This window comes from Mycobacterium sp. (assembly GCF_019247615.1).
Taxonomy (GTDB): domain Bacteria; phylum Actinomycetota; class Actinomycetes; order Mycobacteriales; family Mycobacteriaceae; genus Mycobacterium.
In genome coordinates, this window is the sequence record NZ_JAFBAT010000322.1 from 1 (window position 1) to 19,751 (window position 19,751).

The window sequence follows — 19,751 nt, forward strand, 5'->3', positions numbered from 1 at the left end:
CGTCGTCACTCCCGCACGACGATGACGGTATTGCCCGCCCGCCGGCAGGCGCGCCGGCCGTGGTGCCGGCAAGGTAGGAGCGTTCCAGCGTCTGACCGCCGACGGTGTCGATGACGATGTCATACGAGGAGCTCATTTTGTTGAAGGATGGCGGCCAGTGGCACCGTCAATGCACCGACACCACCGTGCACCACACCGCCCGGGCCACCGCGACGGTGTACGCGCAGCGCCTACATCTCGATCAGGGCAACCGCCAATCGACGGGGTCCGCGCCCATCCCCACGAGCAGTTCGTTGGCGCGGCTGAACGGACGCGAGCCGAAAAACCCGCGTGAGGCCGAGAGGGGCGAGGGATGCGGCGACTCGATAGCCACGCAATCACCTTCGGCGAGAATGGGTTTCAGTGTGGAGGCGTCGCGGCCCCACAGAATCGCCACCAGCGGTTGCTTCCTTTCGACCAGCGCGCGAATCGCGCACTCGGTCACCGGTTCCCACCCCTTGCCCCGATGCGACGCAGGGTTGTTGGGGCGCACCGTGAGCACCCGGTTGAGCAGCAGCACGCCGCGCTGTGCCCAGGGTGTCAGATCGCCGCAGGAGGGTGGCGGATGGCCGAGGTCGGCGGTGTACTCATCGAAGATGTTGGCCAGACTGCGCGGCAGCGGATACACGTCGGGCGCCACCGAAAAGCTCAGCCCCACAGCGTGTCCCGGTGTCGGGTAGGGATCTTGCCCGACGATGAGCACCTTGACGTCATCGAACGGATAAGTGAAGGCCCGCAACACGTTCGGGCCGGCGGGCAGGTACCTGCGCCCCGATGCGATCTCTGCGCGAAGGAACTGCCCCATCTCGGCGACCTGATCCGCCACCGGCTTGAGCGCGTCGGCCCAGCCCTGCTCGATGAGTTCACTCAGCGGGCGCGCGGTCATCGCAGCCCTTCCACCAGCAGCACCACCGTATCGGCGCCCGCCAGCCGGTCCTTCGAGATCTCCTGGTATTCCGGCGATTGCGCCCACCCGCGAAACGTGGCCTCGTCCGGAAAAGACATCAGCACCACCTTGTCGCGGTCCCATCGGCCCTCGACGACCTGAGGCGAATCGTCGGCGGCCAGCAGCGTTCCCGGATGACGGCGGAATACCTCCATGAACCGCGCCTGGTACCGGTCGTAGCCTGCCCGGTCGGTGAACTTCAACTGGGCGATCGCGTAGACGGTCACTGCGCCACCCTAGCGTGGCCCCCATTGCCCGCTTCCTCCTCGGGCCGCGCGCGGCCCGCATCGTCACCGGGCGAAAGACTGCCAGCCCGCGGGTCCCCCCCATTCCCGACCATCGACCAGCACCCGGGTCGCCCCGTCGAGCACTCGCCCGATTTCTCGCCACCCGACGGGAACCGCACCGGCGAAACAGGCGACCAGGGCGTGGTCTTCACCGCCACCCAGCACCCACTGCCAGGGGTCGACGTCCACGGCGGCGGCCGCGGCGGCCAGCGCGTCGTGGTCTTCGGCGAGCGCCGCGGTGGACAGATCGATGCCCACCCCGGACGCCTCGGCGACGTGCCCCAGGTCGGCGACCAGGCCGTCGGAGACGTCTATCATCGCCTGGGCACCTGCTGCGGTGGCGGCCGCTCCCTGGCCATAGGGCGGTCGCGGCACCAGATGCCGATCCCGCAGCTCGTGAAAGTCTTCAATTCCGTTCTGCCACAACGCGTATCCAGCAGCGGAGCGGCCCAGTTCACCCGCAACGGCCAGCACCGATCCCGGCTTTGCCCCGGAGCGCAACACCGGCGCGTGGCCGTCCAGGTCGCCGAGGACCGTCACCGACAAGACCCACTGCGGGCAGCTGACCAGGTCGCCACCGACGATGCCGGCACCCACCCGCTGCGCCTCGTCCCACATGCCGTCAACCAACGCGTCTACCCGCGCCACCGGCGTATCAGCGGGCGCACCGAAGCCCGTCACGAAGGCCGTGGGCCGCGCGCCCATCGCTTCGATGTCGGCGGCATTCTGGGCGATCGCCTTGCGGCCGACGTCGCGGGGTGTCGACCAGTCCAGCCGAAAGTGCCTGTCCTGCACCAGCATATCGGTCGAGACCACGGTGGGGCCGTTCCCGGCCGACACCAATGCGCCGTCGTCGCCGGGCCCGAGGAGGACCGCGGCCGGCTGTCGGCGGCCCCCCACCAACCGGTCGATGACCGCGAACTCGCCGAGCTCCTGCAGCGTCGGGGCCGACGCCGGCGACCCGGTAGCGTCGTCTTGCACTGCATTCCCTCCAGATCGTCACGGCGGCCGAATGTCGCCCTACCTGCAGTAGGTTGGTCCTGATGCGGACCGCGCCAGTCTACGAAAGCTCCAGGTGGCCACGCCGGTGACGGGCGCCTCCGGTACCGACACCGGACCGCCGCGGGCTCTGTTGATCGCCGCGGTCGCACTGGGAGTGACGGCGATCGGCGCAATCCTGGTCATCGCGGCAACCCGGCCGGCGCCGCCGCCACCGGTCGTCCTGTCCGCCGTCCCGGCGCCGCAGGCCAACAGCGCGTCGTGCCGGGCGCTGGCCGACTCGCTGCCGCAACGGCTCGGCGACTATCAACGCGCCGCCCTCGCGCAGCCGGCGCCCCCGGGCGCGGCGGCCTGGCGCATGGGGCCCGAGGCCGAGCCGGTGGTGCTGCGCTGCGGGCTCGATCGCCCCGTGGACTTCGTTGTGGGTGCGCCCATCCAGGTCGTCGACAAGGTGCAGTGGTTCGAGGAGCAGGCCGGGCAGCAATCCGCCGGGGAAGCGGGCCGATCGACGTGGTACACCGTGGACCGGCCCGTCTACGTGGCGCTCACATTGCCGTCGGGGTCGGGGCCAACGCCGATCCAACAGCTCTCCGAGGTGATCGACCGCGCGGTGGCCGCCATACCCATTGACCCGGCCAAACCCTGACGACTTCCCGTGTGAAGTGGGCGCGTGGTCTGTCGGCGTGTCGCCGCCCAGGTTTCACCCTCGCCGAAAAGCCGAAAGCCGTACCGCGTCAGCGCAGACCCACGCCGCGGGCCAACGCCGTGTCGACCATGGTCGCCAGCAGAGTGGGATAGTCGACGCCGCTGGCCGCCCACATCCTGGGATACATCGAGATGGTGGTGAAACCCGGCATGGTGTTGATTTCGTTGATGATCGGGCCGTCGTCGGTGAGAAAGAAGTCAACCCGCGCCAAGCCCTGGCAGTCTATGGCGCTGAATGCCCGGATAGCCAAGCGGCGCACGGCGTCGGCGATCTCGTCGTCGATCTTCGCCGGCACATCCAATTCGGCTGCGTCGTCGAGGTATTTGGTCGCGAAGTCGTAGAACGCGTCCTCGCGCCCACGCACCCCGGCCACCCGGATCTCACCCACCGTGCTGGCTTCCACTGCGCCGTCGGGCATTTCGAGCACGCCGCATTCCAGCTCGCGGCCGCTGATCGCCGCCTCGACGATCACCTTCGGATCATGCCGGCGAGCGGTCGCCACCGCTACGGGCAGCTGGTCCCAGCTCGCTACCCGGGTGACTCCGATCGACGAGCCGCCCCGGGCGGGCTTGACGAACACCGGCAGCCCCAGCCGCTGGCATTCTTCGGGACCCAGCGCCGCCCGCGAGGGGCGCAGCACCGCGTACGGGCCGACCGGAAGTCCCTCGGCGGCAAGCAGTTTCTTGGTGAACTCCTTGTCCATGCCCGTGGCGCTGGCAAGCACGCCGGCGCCGACGTAGGGCACGCCCGCCAGCTCGAGCAACCCCTGAATTGTGCCGTCCTCGCCGTACGGGCCGTGCAGCACCGGGAACACCACGTCGACCGACGCCAGAACATCACCGGCGTCCGGCGCAAGTGCTACCAACTGTCCGCGGCGCCGCGGATCGGCGGGCAGGGCCAGCTCGGTGCCCGATTCCTCGGTCACCTCGGGCAGCTTCCGGTCGGTGATCGCCAGCGCGTCCGGGTCGGTATCGGTGAGCACCCACGAGCCCGCCGGCGTGATGCCGATCGGGATCACCTCGAAACGTTGCGGGTCGAGATTGCGCAGAATGCTGCCCCCTGACACGCAGGAGATGGCGTGCTCGTTGCTGCGCCCGCCGAAGACGACGGCGACGCGCACGCGGCGACCGCTGGCACTCACAACCTAAAGAGGCTACCGGTTGAGGCGCTCCCGGGTTGAGTGCCGGGCCGCTAGCTGGGCTTTCGATGGCCCGCGCGGCTCATTCGGGCTTGGTTCTGCGGCCCAGCAGCAAAGCCATTGCCTCGTCCACCGACAGCCCTTTGTGACATACGCGGTGCACGGCGTCGGTCAGTGGCATCTCGACGTCGTAGCTGGACGCCAATGCCAGAACCGCCTCACACGAGGTCACTCCCTCGGCGACGTGGCCGCCTCTGGCCTGCATCGCAGTTTCCATGGTCGCGCCGCGTCCCAGGCATTCGCCGAATGACCGGTTGCGCGAACGCGGTGAGGTGCAGGTGGCCACCAGATCGCCCAGGCCGGCCAGCCCGGCCAGCGTCGCCCCCTTGGCGCCGAGCGCCATCCCGAGCCGGATGATCTCCGCCAGGCCGCGGGTGATGATCGCCGCCGCCGTGTTCTCGCCGAGTCCGACTCCGGCGGCCATGCCGCAGGCCAGCGCGATGACATTCTTGCACGCCCCGCCGACCTCGGTGCCGACCACATCGCTGTTGGTATAGGGACGGAAGTACCCGCTGTTCAGCATGCGTTGCAGCGCGACCGCGCGGCCGGAGTCGGCGCACGCGACGACCGTGGCGGCCGGCTGACAGTCGGCGATCTCGCTGGCCAGGTTCGGTCCGGAAATGACCGCCACCTCCGAGGGATCCGCGCCCGTCACCGAAACGATGACCTGGCTCATTCGCATCAGGGTGCCGAGCTCGATGCCCTTGGCCAGACTCACCAGCGTCGCGCCGTCGGCCAACAACGGAGCCCACTGCTCAAGGTTCGCCCGCATCGTCTGCGCCGGCACCCCCAGCAACACCGTCGACGCGCGGCCGAGCGCCTCAGTCGCATCGGCGGTGGCGCGGATGCCCGCCGGCAGCAACGTGCCCGGCAGGTAGGCGGAGTTGTATCGGGTGGCGTTGATCTCCTCGACGACCTCAGGGCGGCGGGCCCACAGCGTGATCTCCCCCTCAGGCCCCGCGGCATCGGCGAGCACCTTGGCCAGCGCCGTGCCCCAGGAACCCGCGCCCATCACGGCGACGGCGCCCTCCGAGCCGGCCATGAAACCGGTTCCCGTGCTGGGCATCTACCAACTCCTCTGTCGCCTCGGGCATTTCTCGGGCATGTCTGGCACCCGTTCACGCGGCACCTGCAGCCGCTACACCCTAGAACAGGGGCGGGCCGGCGTCACGCGCTGCGCAATTCCCAGGCAGGATGAGCACATGGGCGGCACGCGGGCCGACGGCGCGACTGACGGTTCCGGCGGTTCGGGTGATGTCGCACTGATCATCGCCGTCAAGCGGTTGTCCGCCGCCAAGACCAGGCTCGCCCCGGTGTTTTCGGCGCGGACCCGGGAGAAGGTGGTGCTGGCCATGTTGGTCGACACCCTGACCGCGGCGGCACGCGTCCCAGCGCTCGGGTCGATCATCGTCATCACGCCCGACGAAGCCGCGGCGGCCGCCGCGGCCCGGCACGGAGCTGACGTGCTGGACGACCCGACGCCCGACGGCCACCGCGACCCCCTGAACAATGCGATCATCACGGCGGAACGAGCCGTGGCCGAATCGTTTTCCAATATCGTTGCGCTGCAAGGCGATTTGCCGGCATTGCAGAGTCAGGAGCTGGCCGAGGCGATCGCCGCCGCGCGTCAATACCGGCGCAGCTTCGTCGCCGACCGGCTGGCGACGGGAACAGCGTCGCTGTGCGCGTTCGGAACCGCGCTCGATCCCCAGTTCGGTCCGGATTCCTCGGCGCGGCACCGCCGTTCGGGCGCGATCGAACTGACGGGGCCCTGGCCCGGTTTGCGTTGCGACGTCGACACACCCTCCGACCTTGCGGCCGCGCGCCGCCTCGGTGTCGGGGCGGCCACCGCCCGCGTCATCGCGCAGCACTAGCGCAACCGCCGGAGCCCCAACCTGGCCGGGCGGTGAACGGCGCCCCAACGGCAAATGGATGTTCGCGGGACGCTAGCACCACCAGTGGTAATGAGCAATGATCTCCTCGTGACTGAAATCGAAGCCGAGGCTCGGCCCGACGAGAATCTGTGGCGCCCGGATAGCGCTGCCGTGACAGCACCGCCCGCGGCCACCATCGCCACGGTCAGGGATGAGTTGCCAGACGACCGCTACCTCAACCGCGAATTGAGTTGGCTGGACTTCAACGCGCGCGTGCTCGCGCTGGCCGCCGACAGCTCGCTGCGATTGCTGGAGCGCGCCAAATTCCTCGCGATCTTTGCTTCCAATCTCGACGAGTTCTACATGGTTCGGGTGGCCGGCCTCAAGCGCCGTGACGAGATGGGGCTGTCGGTCCGTTCGGCCGACGGTCTGACACCGCGTGAGCAACTGGCCCGCATCGGTGAGCAGACGCAGCGCATCGCAACCCGGCACGCCCGCGTGTTCCTCGATGCGGTGCGACCAGCCCTCGCCGAAGAAGGCATCCATATCGTCACGTGGGAGGACCTTGATCAGGCCGAGCGAAGCGAGCTGTCGACCTACTTCAACGAACAGGTCTTTCCCGTCCTGACGCCGCTGGCGGTCGATCCCGCTCACCCGTTCCCCTTCGTCAGCGGGTTGAGTCTGAACCTCGCCGTGATGGTGCGCCAACCCGAGGACGGTGGTCAGCATTTCGCCCGAGTCAAGGTGCCCAACAACGTCGACCGCTTTGTCGAACTCCGGGAACGCGACGCCGCAGACGACGGGGAAGGGCCTGCCGCGGTCCGCTACCTGCCGATGGAAGAGCTCATAGCGGCCTTTCTGCCGGTCCTGTTCCCGGGCATGGAAATCGTTGAACATCACGCGTTCCGGATTACTCGCAACGCCGACTATGAAGTCGAAGAGGACCGCGACGAAGATCTGTTGCAGGCGCTGGAGCGGGAGTTGGCGCGCAGGAGGTTCGGCTCGCCGGTGCGACTCGAGATCGCCGACGACATGACCGAGAGCATGCTCGAGCTGTTGTTGCGCGAACTCGACGTGGACCCCGGCGACGTGATCGAGGTGCCGGGGCTTCTTGACCTGTCGTCGTTGTGGCAGATCTACGGCGTCGACCGTCCCGCCCTGAAAGACGTGGCGTGGGTTCCGGACACCCACCCCGCATTCGCGGACCGGGAGACGCCCCGGAGCATCTTCGCGACGCTGCGCGAAGGCGATGTGCTGCTTCATCATCCGTATGACTCGTTCTCCACCAGCGTGCAGCGATTCATCGAGCAGGCGGCCGCCGACCCCAACGTGTTGGCGATCAAACAGACGCTGTATCGCACGTCCGGTGATTCGCCGATCGTTCGGGCACTCATTACCGCCGCCGAAGCGGGCAAGCAGGTGGTGGCCATGGTCGAGATCAAGGCGCGCTTCGACGAACAGGCCAACATCCGTTGGGCGCGCACACTGGAACAAGCCGGCGTGCATGTGGTCTACGGGTACGTCGGGCTCAAGACGCACTGCAAGACCTGTTTGGTGGTGCGGCGCGAGGGCACGGTGATCCGGCGCTACTGCCACATCGGCACCGGCAACTACAACGGCAAGACGGCCCGGCTCTACGAGGACGTCGGATTGCTCACGGCCGCCCCGGACATCGGGGCCGATTTGACGGACCTGTTCAACTCGCTCACGGGCTACTCGCGCAAGCTGTCCTACCGAAATCTTCTGGTTGCCCCGCACGGCATTCGCAGCGGCATCATCGAACGCGTCGAGCGCGAGATCGAGGCTCATCGCCAAGGTGGGGGCGGCCGGATCCGGATGAAGATGAATGCGCTTGTCGACGAGCAGGTCATCGACGCGCTGTACCGCGCCTCCCAGGCCGGTGTCCGCGTGGAGATCGTGGTGCGCGGCATCTGCGCGCTGCGCCCGGGCGTCGAAGGTTTCTCGGACAAGATTTCGGTCCGTTCGATTCTCGGCCGCTTCCTGGAGCACTCGCGGATCATGCATTTCAGCCTCATCGACGAGTTCTGGATCGGCAGCGCCGACATGATGCACCGCAACCTCGACCGGCGGGTCGAGGCGCTGGTTCAGGTCAAGGATCCAAGGCTCACCGCCTATCTGGACGAACTGTTCGAGTCCGCGCTGGATCCGTCGACGCGATGCTGGGAACTCGGTTCGGACGGTCAGTGGACGGCCTCGCCGCAGGACGGGCGAACCGTGCGCGACCATCAGGAGTCGCTCATGGAGCGGCACCGCAGCCCCTGACGCCGTGTGGTAGCTTTCCCGGGGCAACGGGGCCAGCGGGGACCAACGGAGACCAACGGGACCAACGGAGACCAACGGGACCGCGAGCGACGTAGGCAGTCGAGGGCCGAATTGGACCGCAGGAGTTGAGGTGTCGATCCTAGACTCGTCCACGGCCCGACGCCCGGGGAGCCGGATCGTGTATGCCGCGGGTGCCGTGCTGTGGCGACCGACCGATTTGGCGAACCCCGGCCTCGAGGTCGCCGTGATCCACCGCCCACGTTACGACGACTGGTCCCTGCCGAAGGGCAAAGTGGATCCCGGTGAGACGGCCCCGGTGGCCGCGACGCGGGAGGTGTTCGAGGAGACCGGCCAGGGCGCCATCCTCGGCAGGCGTCTGGACATGGTGAGCTACCCCATCGACCAGGGCGTCAAAAAGGTCTACTACTGGGCGGCGCGCAGCACGGGCGGGGAATTCACCCCCGGCCGCGAGGTCGACGAACTGGCGTGGCTTCCGATCGCCGAAGCGATGACGCGACTCAGTTACCCTTATGATCGAAAGATATTGCGCCAGTTCGGAAAACACCCGGCCGACACGCATACTGTGTTGGTGGTGCGCCACGGCACCGCCGGTAGTAAATCACGATTCAAGGGTGACGACACCAGACGGCCGCTGGACAAGCGGGGGCGTGCGCAGGCGGAGGCCCTGGTGCCACAGCTACTCGCGTTCGGGGCGTCCGACGTGTATGCGGCGGACCGGCTGCGCTGCCACCAGACGGTGGAACCGCTCGCCGAAGAACTTGGTGTGAACGTCCACAACGAGCCAACCCTCAGCGAGGAGGCCTACGCCAAGAACCCCAAACGCGGGCGGCAACGGATTCTGCGCATCGCCGAGCGGGAGGGCACACCCGTGATCTGCACGCAGGGCAAGGTGATTCCGGACTTGATCGCGTGGTGGTGTGAACGCGATGGAGTGCGGCCCGACAAAGCACGCAACCACAAGGGCAGCACCTGGGTGCTGTCGCTATCGGCGGGGCGTCTGGTGTCGGCGGACCACATCGGTGGTGCCTTGGCCGCCAACGTGCGGGCCTGAAACGCGAATACCCTTCGGGTGGCGTCGCTGCCATCCCGAAGGGTATGTCGCGTGCGGAGAATTCCTACCTGCGGCCGCGGCGCGAGGTCGCCTTCTTGGCGGGTGCCTTGCTGGCGGCCCGCTTTGCCGCTGCCTTCTTGGCCGGAGCCTTCTTGGCCGGGGCCTTGCTTGCGGCCTTCTTGACCCCTGAAGACGTAGCCTTGCTCGCGGCCTTCTTGGCCCCTGAAGACGTAGCCTTGCTTGCGGCCTTCTTCGCCGGGGCCTTGCTTGCGGCCTTCTTCGCCGGAGCCTTGCTCGCGGCCTTCTTCGCCGGAGCTTTGCTCGCCGCCTTCTTAGCGGGCGCCTTCTTGGCCGCCTTCTTGGCCGCCGCGCCTGCCACTACACCACGCTTCACTGCAGGTCCTTCCGCCGGGAGCCGCTGTGCGCCAGACACAACCGCTTTGAATTGGGCACCCGGCCGGAAGGCCGGGACGGACGTTGGCTTCACCTTTACCGTCTCGCCGGTGCGTGGATTGCGGGCCACGCGGGCCGCACGCCGCCGCTGTTCGAATACACCGAACCCGGTAATGGTGACGCTGTCACCCTTGTGCACCGCACGCACAATGGTGTCGACAACATTCTCGACGGCGGCGGTTGCCTGTCGACGGTCCGAGCCCAATTTCTGTGTGAGCACGTCAATGAGCTCTGCTTTGTTCATCCAAATCCTCCGAAGCTAGTGGTCCTCGTTTTGCGAACCGACTAGAGGACACGGTAAACCCTTACCCAGCAAATTTCCAAGAGCCACGCGCAATTTCAGGACGGAACAACTAAATTTTTCGCAATCCGGTTGCCGCCCTTGACCGGTGGCGGGTGCGGAAAATCGGTCCCGTTTACTTAGGTGAGCGAGAAGAAAATCCGCCCCTGTCTGCTCCTTGGGAGGCGGGCAGCGTACGCGGCTTCCAGTGCGGACGCGCCGCCTCGAAGGCTTCGATTTTTTCGAGTTTGCGCAGCGTAAGGGCTATATCGTCGAGACCTTCGAGCAGGCGCCAGGCGGTATGGTCGTCAATCTTGAACGGCAGCACCGCCGTTCCGGCGGTGATATTTCGATCTTGAAGATTGGCAGTGATTTCCAACCCGGGATGCTGCTCGATGAGCTTCCAGAGAAGTTCCACGCCGTCTTCGGAAACCTCGGCCGCGAGCAGTCCCGCCTTGCCGGCATTGCCCCGAAAGATGTCACCGAAGCGAGCTGAGATGACCACCCGGAACCCGTAGTCCATGAGCGCCCACACCGCATGCTCACGCGACGACCCGGTGCCGAAATCGGGGCCGGCGACCAGAACCGAGCCGCGGTCAAAGGGGCTGAGGTTGAGGACGAATGAGGGGTCCGACCGCCACGTCGCGAACAATCCGTCCGCAAAACCGGTTCGGGTCACGCGTTTCAAAAATTCCGCGGGAATGATCTGATCGGTATCGACATTCGACCGGCGCAGCGGCACGCCGATCCCGGTGTGGGTGCGAAATGCTTCCATCGTCGTCCTCGATTCCGTTATGTCAGTTTGAGTTCAGATCGGCCGGCGCGGACAGCGTGCCGCGCACCGCCGTTGCGGCGGCGACGGCCGGCGACACCAGATGAGTGCGGCCGCCCTTGCCCTGGCGCCCTTCGAAGTTGCGATTGGACGTCGCCGCGCACCGCTCGCCCGGTGCCAGCTGATCGGGGTTCATGCCAAGGCACATAGAACATCCCGCCTGCCGCCACTCGGCGCCGGCGGCCGTGAAGATCTCGCCCAGCCCTTCCGCTTCGGCCTGGGCGCGCACGCGCATCGAGCCCGGAACCACGAGCATCCGCACCCCGGGCGCCACTTTCCGACCGCGCAATACGTCGGCCACCGCCCGCAGGTCCTCGATACGACCATTGGTACAGGAGCCGACGAAGACTGCGTCGACTGCAATGTCACGCATCGGCGTCCCGGCTTGAAGGTCCATGTACGCCAAGGCTTTCTCGGCGGCCTGCCGCTCGCCGTCGTCGGCCATCAGCTCGGGGTCCGGCACGGCCGCGTCCAACGGAACGCCCTGGGCGGGATTGGTCCCCCAGGTGACGAATGGGCTCAACGAGGCCGCGTCGAGATAGACCTCGGTGTCGAAGACCGCCCCGGGATCGGTGCGCAGCCGCCGCCAGTACTCGACCGCCGCATCCCATTGCGCGCCCGTCGGTGCGTGGGGGCGGTCGCGCAAAAAATCGAACGTCGTCTCGTCCGGCGCCACCATGCCCGCCCGGGCACCGGCTTCGATGCTCATGTTGCAAATCGTCATCCGGCTTTCCATGGACAACGATTCGATGGCGCTGCCGCGGTATTCAATGACATGACCCTGCCCGCCGCCGGTGCCGATCTTGGCGATGAGCGCGAGGATGATGTCCTTCGCGGTCACGCCGGTGGGCAGCCGCCCGTCGGCCCCCCCATCGACGTTGACCGCCATCGTCTTGAATCGGCGCAACGGCAGGGTCTGGGTGGCCAGCACGTGCTCGACCTCCGAGGTGCCAATTCCCATGGCCAGTGCGCCGAATGCACCGTGGGTGGAGGTGTGGCTGTCGCCACAGACGACGGTCATTCCCGGTTGGGTGAGGCCCAATTGCGGACCGACGACGTGCACGATGCCCTGCTCGATGTCGCCCATCGGGTACAGCCGCACGCCGAATTCCGCGCAATTGCGCCGCAACGTCTCGACCTGGGTGCGCGAGACGGGATCGGCAATCGGCTTGTCGATGTCGATGGTCGGCACGTTGTGATCCTCGGTGGCCAACGTCAGGTCGGGGCGCCGCACCGGCCGGCCGGCGAGGCGCAGGCCATCGAAGGCCTGCGGACTCGTCACCTCGTGCACCAAATGAAGGTCGATATAGATCAGGTCCGGGGCGTCTGCTTGCTCGGAATCGCGCCCGGAGACCACAACGTGGTCATCCCAAACCTTTTCGGCCATCGTGCGCGGCTGGTCGGATCCCATCTCGAATTCGCCTCTATCCGGTGTGTGTTCAGCGGGTGTCTCAGAATATGAGAAGATAGTATCTCATTATGAGACAGCATAGCGGTATCGGCGTGCTCGACAAAGCCGTGGGCGTCGTGCAGACGATCGCTGAATCTCCATGCGGGTTGGCCGAATTGTGTGAACGAACCGGATTGCCCAGGGCCACCGCCTACCGGCTCGCCGCGGCCCTGGAAGTTCATCGGCTGCTGGCACGCGACGACGAGGGGCGCTGGCGGCTCGGTCCCGCGGTCAGCGAGCTCGCGGCCCGGGTCAACGATCCGCTGTTGGCCGCAAGCGCCGCGGTGCTGGAAAGGTTGCGCGAGACCACCGGCGAGAGCGTCCAGCTGTATCGCAGGGAGGGCACCTCGCGGGTCTGCGTCGCCGCCCTGGAACCGGCTGCGGGCCTTCGCGATACGGTTCCCGTCGGGGCGCGGCTGCCGATGACGGCGGGCTCCGGGGCCAAAGTGCTGCTCGCCTATTCGGACGCGGGCACGCAGAAGGTCATACTGCCGTCGGCAAAATTCACCGACCGTACCCTGGCCGAAGTTCGCAGGCGCGGTTGGGCGCAAAGCGTCGCCGAGCGCGAGCCCGGCGTGGCAAGCGTGTCGGCGCCCGTGCGCGACGGCCGCGGCGTCGTCGTCGCTGCCATATCGGTGTCGGGACCGGTCGACCGGATCGGCCGCCGTCCCGGGGCACGCTGGGCCGCCGATCTGTTGTCCGCGGCCGAAGCGCTCACCCGCCGGCTCTGAGGATTAGACCCACGCCCTAGACCCGCGCGGAGAGCCACCACTGCACACGCAACCGCGGAAGGCCTGACACACTGACCGCCATGGGATCGAATCAGCGCGCGTCCATCGTCATGTCCGACGCCGAGATCGCCGATTTCGTCGTCAAGAGCCGCACCGGAACGCTGGCGACCGTCGGTCCCGGCGGCCACCCGCACTTGACTGCAATGTGGTACGCCGTCGTCGACGGCGAAATCTGGCTGGAGACCAAGGCCAAGTCGCAGAAGGCGGTCAACCTCATGCGGGATCCGCGGGTGAGCTTCCTGATCGAGGACGGCGACACCTACGACACGCTTCGGGGGGCGTCATTCGAAGGCGTCGCGGAGATCGTCGACGATCCCGACGTTTCGCATCGCGTCGGAGTCAGCGTGTTCGAGCGCTACACCGGTCCCTACAGCGACGAGATGAAGCCGTTCGTCGAGCAGATGATGCACAAGCGGGTCTGCGTGCGCATTGTCGTCCGCCGCGCCCGCTCGTGGGATCACCGCAAGCTCGGGCTGCCGCACATGCCGGTGGGCGGATCCACCGCACCGGCCGCGCTGGGGACCGGCGACTAGGTTTTTTTGTAGCCCCGATGGGATTCGAACCCACGCTACCGCCGTGAGAGGGCGGCGTCCTAGGCCGCTAGACGACGGGGCCGGAACCGATCCGAGCTGCCAGCATAGCTCAACCCGGAAGGCGCACCTAATTGCCGCCGCTGCCGCGCCCCCGACCGATCTTGTGCTGGGGTACCAGGACTCGAACCTAGAATGGCTGAACCAGAATCAGCTGTGTTGCCAATTACACCATACCCCAATGGTTGCCTAAGACCGCTGGTCACAGCGGTTTTGCGGACCTTGTGGGCACCGTCGAACCGCTGCGGTGAGGCCGTAGGCGACCTTTGCGAACCGCAGTGCAGACTACCAAAAAGTCAGGCCCGCCCGTCGCGGGCTGCCCGCAGCCGTTGCAGGCTGCGCTCGCGGCCGAGTAGCTCCAGCGATTCGAACAGCGGTGGGCTGACCGTCGTCCCGGTGGCGGCAACCCTGAGCGGACCGAACGCCTTCCGCGGTTTGAGCCCGAGACCGTCGACGAGCGCCGTCTTGAGAGCGGCCTCGATCTGTTCCGCGGTCCAGTCCGCGACACCCTCCAGCGCGGCCAGCGCCGCCGTAAGCACCGCGACCCCGTCGGGCCCCAGCTCCTTGGCGGCCGCCTTCGGGTCGATCGCGTAGTCATCGTCATTGAAGAACTTCAGCAGATCCCAGGCATCGCCCAGGACGACTATGCGGGTCTGCACCAGCTCCGCGGCGGCGGCGAATCCCGCGTCATCGAGCCCGATGTGATGGCCGTGTGCGTCGAAGTAGTCGCGCAGTCGGGTGGTGAAGTCCTGCGTGCCGAGCATCCGGATGTGCTCGGCGTTGATCGCATCGGCCTTCTTCTGGTCGAATCTGGCCGGGTTGGAGTTGACGTCGACGACGTCGGATGCGGCCACCATTTCATCGAGGCTGAACACGTCGTGGTCGTCGGCGATCGCCCAGCCGAGCAGGGCGAGGTAATTCAGCAGGCCTTCCGGGATGAATCCCCGGTCGCGGTGGGCGAACAGGTTGGACTGCGGGTCGCGCTTGGAGAGCTTCTTGGTTCCCTCCCCCAACACCGTTGGCAGATGGGCGAATTCCGGAATTCGCTCGGCGACGCCGATCCGGATCAGTGCCCGGTACAGCGCGAGCTGGCGTGGAGTCGACGGCAGCAGGTCCTCCCCCCGCAGCACATGACTGATCTTCATCAGCGCGTCGTCGCACGGGTTGACCAAGGTGTATAACGGTTCTCCGGTCGCGCGGGTGAGCGCGAAATCGGGCACGCTGCCCGCCGCGAAAGTGGTGGGCCCGCGCACCAAATCGGTCCAGGTCAGATCTTCGTCGGGCATTCGAAGCCGGACGACCGGTTTACGGCCTTCGGCCAGGAATGCCGCGCGCTGCGAATCGGTCAGGTGGCGGTCGAAATTGTCGTATCCAAGCTTGGGATTGCGGCCCGCGGCGATGTGGCGTGCCTCGACCTCCTCCGGCGTGGAAAAAGCGTAGTAGGCCTCCCCCGCTTCCAGCAGCGTGGCCACCACGTCACGGTAGGTCTGGGTGCGCTGCGACTGTCGGTACGGACCGTAGGGGCCGCCGACCTCGGGCCCCTCGTCCCAGTCGAGGCCGAGCCAGCGCAGCGCGTCGAGTAGGGCCGCATAGCTTTCCTCGGTGTCGCGCTGCGCGTCGGTGTCCTCGATGCGAAAGACGAAGGTGCCGCCGGTGTGTCGGGCGTAGGCCCAGTTGAACAGCGCCGTACGGACCATCCCGACGTGCGGGGTGCCGGTGGGCGACGGGCAGAAGCGGACGCGGACAGTCACGAATTTCCTTTGCGGACAACGGGATTTGTCAGCGTGCCGATTCCCTCGATGGTGACCGAGACCGTGTCACCATCCTCGATGGGGCCGACGCCGGCGGGAGTTCCGGTGAGGATGAGGTCGCCCGGCAGCAGCGTCATCACGGCCGAAATCCACTCCACGATGGCGCCGACGTCGTGGATCATCAGGGAGGTACGGCCGTGTTGCTTGACTTCGCCATTGACTTCGGTGCGCAGTTCGAGATCCCCCGCGTCGACATCCGTGACGATCCACGGCCCCACCGGGCAGAAGGTGTCATGCCCTTTGGCCCGGGTCCATTGAACGTCGGCCTTCTGCTGGTCGCGCGCCGACACGTCGTTGGCCACCGTGTAGCCGAGGATGTTGTCGGCCGCCTTGGCGGCCGGAACGTCTTTGCACGGCCGGCTGATCACCGCGGCCAGCTCCCCCTCGAAGTGCACCGGTGAGGCGTTGGCGGGCAACCGAATCGGCACGTTGGGTCCGATGATGGCGGTATTGGGCTTGAGGAAGATCACCGGATCCGCCGGCGCCGGCCCCGTCAGGGCGCTCATCTCGGCGATGTGATCCGCGTAGTTCTTGCCGACACACACCACCTTGCCGGCCAGCATCGGAGCCAGCAGCCGGACATCGGCAAGCGGCCATGATCGGCCGGTGAAGGTCGGGGTGCCGAACGGATGCTCGGCGATCTCGCGGGCGATCATCCCGGAGGGATCGTCGAGGTCGCCCTCGATGCTCACGAAGGCGACACCGTCGGGACTGGCGATTCGACCGAGACGCATTTGCCCGAGCCTAGTGAGGGGCAGTCCCCGCTTCGGCAGCCGGGCGTCACAGCCCGCCGCGACACTGAACCAACGCGCGCGACACGCCGGCGCGGGCGTGCGTGGCTTCAGGCTCGAGGAGCGGCTTGCTAAAGCCCGGCCGCAATGCGTTCGCCGACCTCGCTGGTCGCCAGCCGTGCGTTCCCGCGAGTCGCCAGATGACTCTCGACGGCTCGGTCCACCCGGGCGGCGGCATCGTCCTCGCCCAGGTGGGCAAGCAGCAGCGCCACCGACATGATGGCCGCGGTCGGATCCGCGACACCTTTCCCCGCGATGTCGGGCGCACTGCCGTGCACCGGCTCGAACATCGACGGATTGGTCCGCGTGGCATCGATATTTCCGCTGGCGGCCAAGCCGATTCCGCCGCACACGGCCGCCGCCAGGTCGGTGATGATGTCGCCGAACAGGTTGTCGGTGACGATCACGTCGAAGCGGCCGGGGTCGGTGACCAGGAAGATGGTGGCGGCGTCCACGTGCTGATACGCCACTTCCACGTCCGGATATTCTTCGCCGACCTCCGCAACGACCCGCGACCACAACTTTCCCGCGAACGTCAGCACGTTGTTCTTGTGCACCAGGGTCAGGTGCTTACGCCGCCGGCGGGCACGCTCGAAAGCGTCCCGCACCACCCGACGAACTCCGAACGCGGTGTTCAGGCTTACCTCGGTGGCTATTTCGTTGGGCGTGCCTGTGCGGATGGAGCCGCCGGTGCCCGCGTAGGGACCTTCGGTGCCCTCACGCACCACGACGAAGTCGATGTCGGGTTCTCCGGCGAGCGGACTACCCACCCCCGCATAGAGCCGGCTCGGTCGCAGGTTGACGTGGTGGTCCAGCTCAAAACGTAGGCGCAGCAACAATCCTCGCTCCAGCACACCGCTCGGGACCGACGGATCACCGACCGCCCCGAGCAGGATGGCGTCATGTTCCCGCAGTTCGGCGAGCACCGAGTCGGGGAGTAGCTCACCGGTGGCGTGGTAGCGACGGGCGCCCAGGTCATAGGTCGTCTTATCCACGCCCGGCCGCACCGCGTCAAGGACTTTGATCGCCTCGGCCACCACCTCCGGGCCGATACCATCGCCGCCGATCACTGCCAGTTTCACGACAGGTCAACTACCTCGAGCTTGTTCGCGCCCACCGCGGCCGCGATCGCCGACCGCACGTCTTCGGGCACGTCCTGGTCCAGGCGCAGGAGGATCGTCGCGCGGGGACCCTCGAGGTCCTCGGACAGTTGTGCCGCATGGATATTCACCCCGGCCGCACCGAGCAACGTCCCGATCTTGCCCAAAGCTCCCGGCTGGTCGGCGTAGTGAATGATCAAATTGATCCCTTCGGCCCGCAGGTCGAAGTGTCGGCCGTTGATCTGCACGATCTTCTGCACCTGCTGCGGCCCGGCCAGCGTGCCGGCGACGTTGACCACCGACCCGTCGGCGGCAACTCCCCGGACATCGACGACGCTGCGGTAGTTCGGGCTTTCCGACGCCGAGTTGATCTCGGCGGCGACGCCGCGTTCGGCGGCCAGCGCGGGGGCATTGACGAAAGTCACCGGCCCCTCGACGACCGCCGAGAACAGCCCCCGAAGGGCCGAAAGTTTCAGCACCTCAACGTCTTCCGCGGACAACTCGCCGCACACCTGCACCGACAAGGACACCGGCGGCCCGCCGGACAGCCGGGCGACCAGCACCCCGAGCTTGCGCACCAGATCCAGCCAGGGTGCGACTTCCTCGTTCACCACGCCGCCGCCGACATTGACGGCGTCGGGAACGAATTCCCCTGCCAGGGCGAGCTTCACGCTTTCCGCGACGTCGGTTCCGGCCCGATCCTGGGCCTCGGCCGTCGACGCCCCCAGGTGCGGCGTGACCACCACCTGTGGAAGCTCGAACAACGGGCTGTCGGTGCACGGTTCTTTGGTGAACACGTCGAGACCGGCCGCACGGACATGGCCGCTGCTCACCGCCTCGGCGAGCGCCGACTCGTCCACCAGGCCGCCGCGCGCGGCGTTGACGATGATGACGCCCGGCTTCGTCTTGGCCAACGCCTCCTTGTCGATCAGCCCCGCGGTCTCGGGCGTCTTCGGCAGGTGCACCGAGATGAAGTCGGCTCGGGCGAGCAGGTCGTCCAGGGACAGCAGTTCGATGCCGAGCTGCGCGGCGCGTGTCGGCGCCACATACGGGTCATAGGCGATCACGTGCGTGCCGAAGGCCGCAATCCGCTGAGCGAACAACTGGCCGATCCGGCCGAGCCCCACGACGCCCACCGTCTTACCGAAGATCTCGGTGCCCGAGAACGACGACCGCTTCCACGTGTGCTCCCGTAGCGAGGCGTCGGCCGCCGCGATCTGACGGGAGGCGGCCAGCAACAGCGCCAATGCGTGTTCCGCGGCGCTGTGGATGTTCGAGGTCGGGGCGTTGACCACCAGGACGCCGCGGGCCGTCGCGGCCTCGACGTCGACGTTGTCCAGCCCCACCCCGGCGCGCGCGACGATCTTCAGCTTGGGCGCCCCGGCCAGCACCTCGGCGTCGACGGTGGTGGCCGATCGCACCAGCAGCGCGTCGGCCTCCGGCACCGCGGCCAGCAACTTTTCCCGGTCTGGGCCGTCCACCCAACGCACCTCGACCTGGTCTCCCAGGGCCGCGACGGTTGACTCGGCGAGTTTGTCGGCGATTAATACAACAGGCAAGTTCACCCGATCAGGCTATAGGCCGGGCTGTGCGCTGTGATTGACCGGTGGACGTCACCGCCCCTCGGCAGCGGGCCGGTGGCCTCACCGCAACGGTTTTCCGCGCCCGGAGGGGTCCGATCCGGGGACCTAGGCTGAGCCCGTGACCAAACTCGCGATCATCTACTATTCGGCCACCGGGCACGGCACCACGATGGCACAACGCGTCGCCGTGGCGGCCGGGTCCGCGGGCGCCGAGGTCCGGTTGAGGCACGTCACCGAAACCCACGATCCCGAATCGTTCGCCCACAACCCGGCATGGACCGCGAACTACGAAGCGACCAAGGATCTTCCCGCGGCCACGGGCGACGACATCGTGTGGGCGGACGCGGTGATCTTCGGTTCACCCACCCGATTCGGCTCTCCCGCAGCGCAATTGCGAACCTTCCTTGACTCGCTGGGAGGGTTGTGGGCCGAGGGCAAGCTTGCCGACAAGGTCTATGCGGCGTTCACGTCCTCCAACACCCTGCACGGCGGCCAAGAGACGACCCTGCTCGCGCTCTACATCACCCACGACAACATCCACGAGTTCGACTCGGATGCCGACCGAGCCACCCAGAACGCCCTCGACCACCTTGCCCGCCGGGTGGTCTCCGTCGCCAACCGCCTGACATCGGGATAGCCGGCACCACACCGGCAGCTAGTCCTGGT

19 protein-coding genes and 2 tRNA genes are annotated in these 19,751 nt (G+C 67.2%); 7 read left to right on the forward strand and 14 right to left on the reverse strand.

Annotated features, from left to right (window positions below; all coding sequences use genetic code 11):
* Positions 1-241: 241 nt before the first annotated feature.
* The 3 genes from JO059_RS22510 to JO059_RS22520 all read right to left on the reverse strand — a co-directional run bounded on the left by JO059_RS22510 (position 242) and on the right by JO059_RS22520 (position 2,253).
* Positions 242-925, reverse strand: a complete 684-nt coding sequence (locus tag JO059_RS22510; RefSeq protein ID WP_293322897.1) for a uracil-DNA glycosylase — start codon at positions 923-925, stop codon at positions 242-244.
* Positions 922-1,212 (reverse strand): DUF1330 domain-containing protein, encoded by a 291-nt coding sequence (locus tag JO059_RS22515; protein WP_293322899.1) that lies wholly within the window; start codon positions 1,210-1,212, stop codon positions 922-924. Before JO059_RS22515 ends, JO059_RS22510 begins: the two co-directional genes overlap by 4 nt.
* A gap of 63 nt (positions 1,213-1,275) precedes the next feature.
* Positions 1,276-2,253 (reverse strand): thiamine-phosphate kinase, encoded by a 978-nt coding sequence (locus JO059_RS22520; protein ID WP_293322901.1) that lies wholly within the window; start codon positions 2,251-2,253, stop codon positions 1,276-1,278.
* A 94-nt stretch (positions 2,254-2,347) separates the two neighbouring features.
* Between JO059_RS22520 and JO059_RS22525 the strand changes: the two genes are divergently transcribed.
* Positions 2,348-2,917, forward strand: a complete 570-nt coding sequence (locus JO059_RS22525; RefSeq protein WP_293322903.1) for a DUF3515 domain-containing protein — start codon at positions 2,348-2,350, stop codon at positions 2,915-2,917.
* An 88-nt stretch (positions 2,918-3,005) separates the two neighbouring features.
* Here the strand turns inward: JO059_RS22525 and JO059_RS22530 are convergent, their stop codons facing one another.
* Together JO059_RS22530 and JO059_RS22535 are read right to left on the reverse strand one after the other, a co-directional pair.
* The gene (locus JO059_RS22530; protein ID WP_293322905.1) at positions 3,006-4,118 is read right to left on the reverse strand and encodes a D-alanine--D-alanine ligase family protein; all 1,113 of its coding nucleotides are present in this window, start codon (positions 4,116-4,118) and stop codon (positions 3,006-3,008) included.
* A 79-nt stretch (positions 4,119-4,197) separates the two neighbouring features.
* A complete protein-coding gene (locus JO059_RS22535) occupies positions 4,198-5,217 on the reverse strand; it encodes an NAD(P)H-dependent glycerol-3-phosphate dehydrogenase (RefSeq protein ID WP_293322933.1) in 1,020 nt (339 codons plus the stop codon).
* A gap of 160 nt (positions 5,218-5,377) precedes the next feature.
* Here JO059_RS22535 and cofC point away from each other — a divergent pair, with 160 nt between their 5' ends.
* The 3 genes from cofC (at position 5,378) to JO059_RS22550 (ending at position 9,404) form a co-directional block, all read left to right on the forward strand.
* Positions 5,378-6,049 carry a 2-phospho-L-lactate guanylyltransferase gene (gene cofC / locus JO059_RS22540; protein WP_293322907.1) on the forward strand — a complete coding sequence of 224 codons (672 nt, stop codon included), beginning with the start codon at positions 5,378-5,380 and terminating at the stop codon, positions 6,047-6,049.
* A 54-nt stretch (positions 6,050-6,103) separates the two neighbouring features.
* Positions 6,104-8,332 (forward strand): RNA degradosome polyphosphate kinase, encoded by a 2,229-nt coding sequence (locus JO059_RS22545; RefSeq protein ID WP_293322909.1) that lies wholly within the window; start codon positions 6,104-6,106, stop codon positions 8,330-8,332.
* Positions 8,333-8,462: 130 nt separating this feature from the next.
* Positions 8,463-9,404 carry an NUDIX hydrolase gene (locus JO059_RS22550; RefSeq protein WP_293322911.1) on the forward strand — a complete coding sequence of 314 codons (942 nt, stop codon included), beginning with the start codon at positions 8,463-8,465 and terminating at the stop codon, positions 9,402-9,404.
* Positions 9,405-9,468: 64 nt separating this feature from the next.
* Here the strand turns inward: JO059_RS22550 and JO059_RS22555 are convergent, their stop codons facing one another.
* The 3 genes from JO059_RS22555 to leuC all read right to left on the reverse strand — a co-directional run bounded on the left by JO059_RS22555 (position 9,469) and on the right by leuC (position 12,380).
* On the reverse strand, positions 9,469-10,101 hold the full coding sequence (locus tag JO059_RS22555; RefSeq protein ID WP_293322913.1) for an HU family DNA-binding protein: 633 nt from the start codon (positions 10,099-10,101) through the stop codon (positions 9,469-9,471).
* 172 nt (positions 10,102-10,273) lie between these two features.
* Complete coding sequence (gene leuD / locus JO059_RS22560) at positions 10,274-10,912, reverse strand: 3-isopropylmalate dehydratase small subunit (protein ID WP_293322915.1); 639 nt, start codon at positions 10,910-10,912, stop codon at positions 10,274-10,276.
* A gap of 22 nt (positions 10,913-10,934) precedes the next feature.
* Positions 10,935-12,380, reverse strand: a complete 1,446-nt coding sequence (gene leuC / locus JO059_RS22565; RefSeq protein ID WP_293322917.1) for a 3-isopropylmalate dehydratase large subunit — start codon at positions 12,378-12,380, stop codon at positions 10,935-10,937.
* A 68-nt stretch (positions 12,381-12,448) separates the two neighbouring features.
* Here leuC and JO059_RS22570 point away from each other — a divergent pair, with 68 nt between their 5' ends.
* On the forward strand, positions 12,449-13,150 hold the full coding sequence (locus JO059_RS22570; protein ID WP_293322919.1) for an IclR family transcriptional regulator: 702 nt from the start codon (positions 12,449-12,451) through the stop codon (positions 13,148-13,150).
* A gap of 80 nt (positions 13,151-13,230) precedes the next feature.
* Positions 13,231-13,743 carry a PPOX class F420-dependent oxidoreductase gene (locus JO059_RS22575; RefSeq protein ID WP_293322921.1) on the forward strand — a complete coding sequence of 171 codons (513 nt, stop codon included), beginning with the start codon at positions 13,231-13,233 and terminating at the stop codon, positions 13,741-13,743.
* A gap of 9 nt (positions 13,744-13,752) precedes the next feature.
* On the opposite strand, the gene JO059_RS22580 is transcribed toward JO059_RS22575, so the two are convergent.
* The 6 genes from JO059_RS22580 to serA form a co-directional block, all read right to left on the reverse strand.
* Positions 13,753-13,825 (reverse strand) — tRNA-Glu (locus JO059_RS22580).
* An 84-nt stretch (positions 13,826-13,909) separates the two neighbouring features.
* Positions 13,910-13,981 (reverse strand) — tRNA-Gln (locus JO059_RS22585).
* A 115-nt stretch (positions 13,982-14,096) separates the two neighbouring features.
* Entirely contained in the window at positions 14,097-15,551 is a 1,455-nt protein-coding gene (gltX, locus tag JO059_RS22590; RefSeq protein ID WP_293322923.1) for a glutamate--tRNA ligase, read from the reverse strand.
* Complete coding sequence (locus JO059_RS22595; RefSeq protein ID WP_293322925.1) at positions 15,548-16,345, reverse strand: fumarylacetoacetate hydrolase family protein; 798 nt, start codon at positions 16,343-16,345, stop codon at positions 15,548-15,550. The genes gltX and JO059_RS22595 overlap by 4 nt, the downstream gene beginning before the upstream one ends.
* A gap of 128 nt (positions 16,346-16,473) precedes the next feature.
* On the reverse strand, positions 16,474-17,484 hold the full coding sequence (locus JO059_RS22600; RefSeq protein WP_293322927.1) for a 3-isopropylmalate dehydrogenase: 1,011 nt from the start codon (positions 17,482-17,484) through the stop codon (positions 16,474-16,476).
* Positions 17,481-19,067 (reverse strand): phosphoglycerate dehydrogenase, encoded by a 1,587-nt coding sequence (serA, locus tag JO059_RS22605; RefSeq protein WP_293322929.1) that lies wholly within the window; start codon positions 19,065-19,067, stop codon positions 17,481-17,483. The genes JO059_RS22600 and serA overlap by 4 nt, the downstream gene beginning before the upstream one ends.
* A gap of 136 nt (positions 19,068-19,203) precedes the next feature.
* On the opposite strand from serA, the gene JO059_RS22610 reads away from it, so the two are divergent.
* On the forward strand, positions 19,204-19,722 hold the full coding sequence (locus tag JO059_RS22610; protein ID WP_293322931.1) for an NAD(P)H-dependent oxidoreductase: 519 nt from the start codon (positions 19,204-19,206) through the stop codon (positions 19,720-19,722).
* The last annotated feature ends 29 nt before the right edge of the window (positions 19,723-19,751 follow it).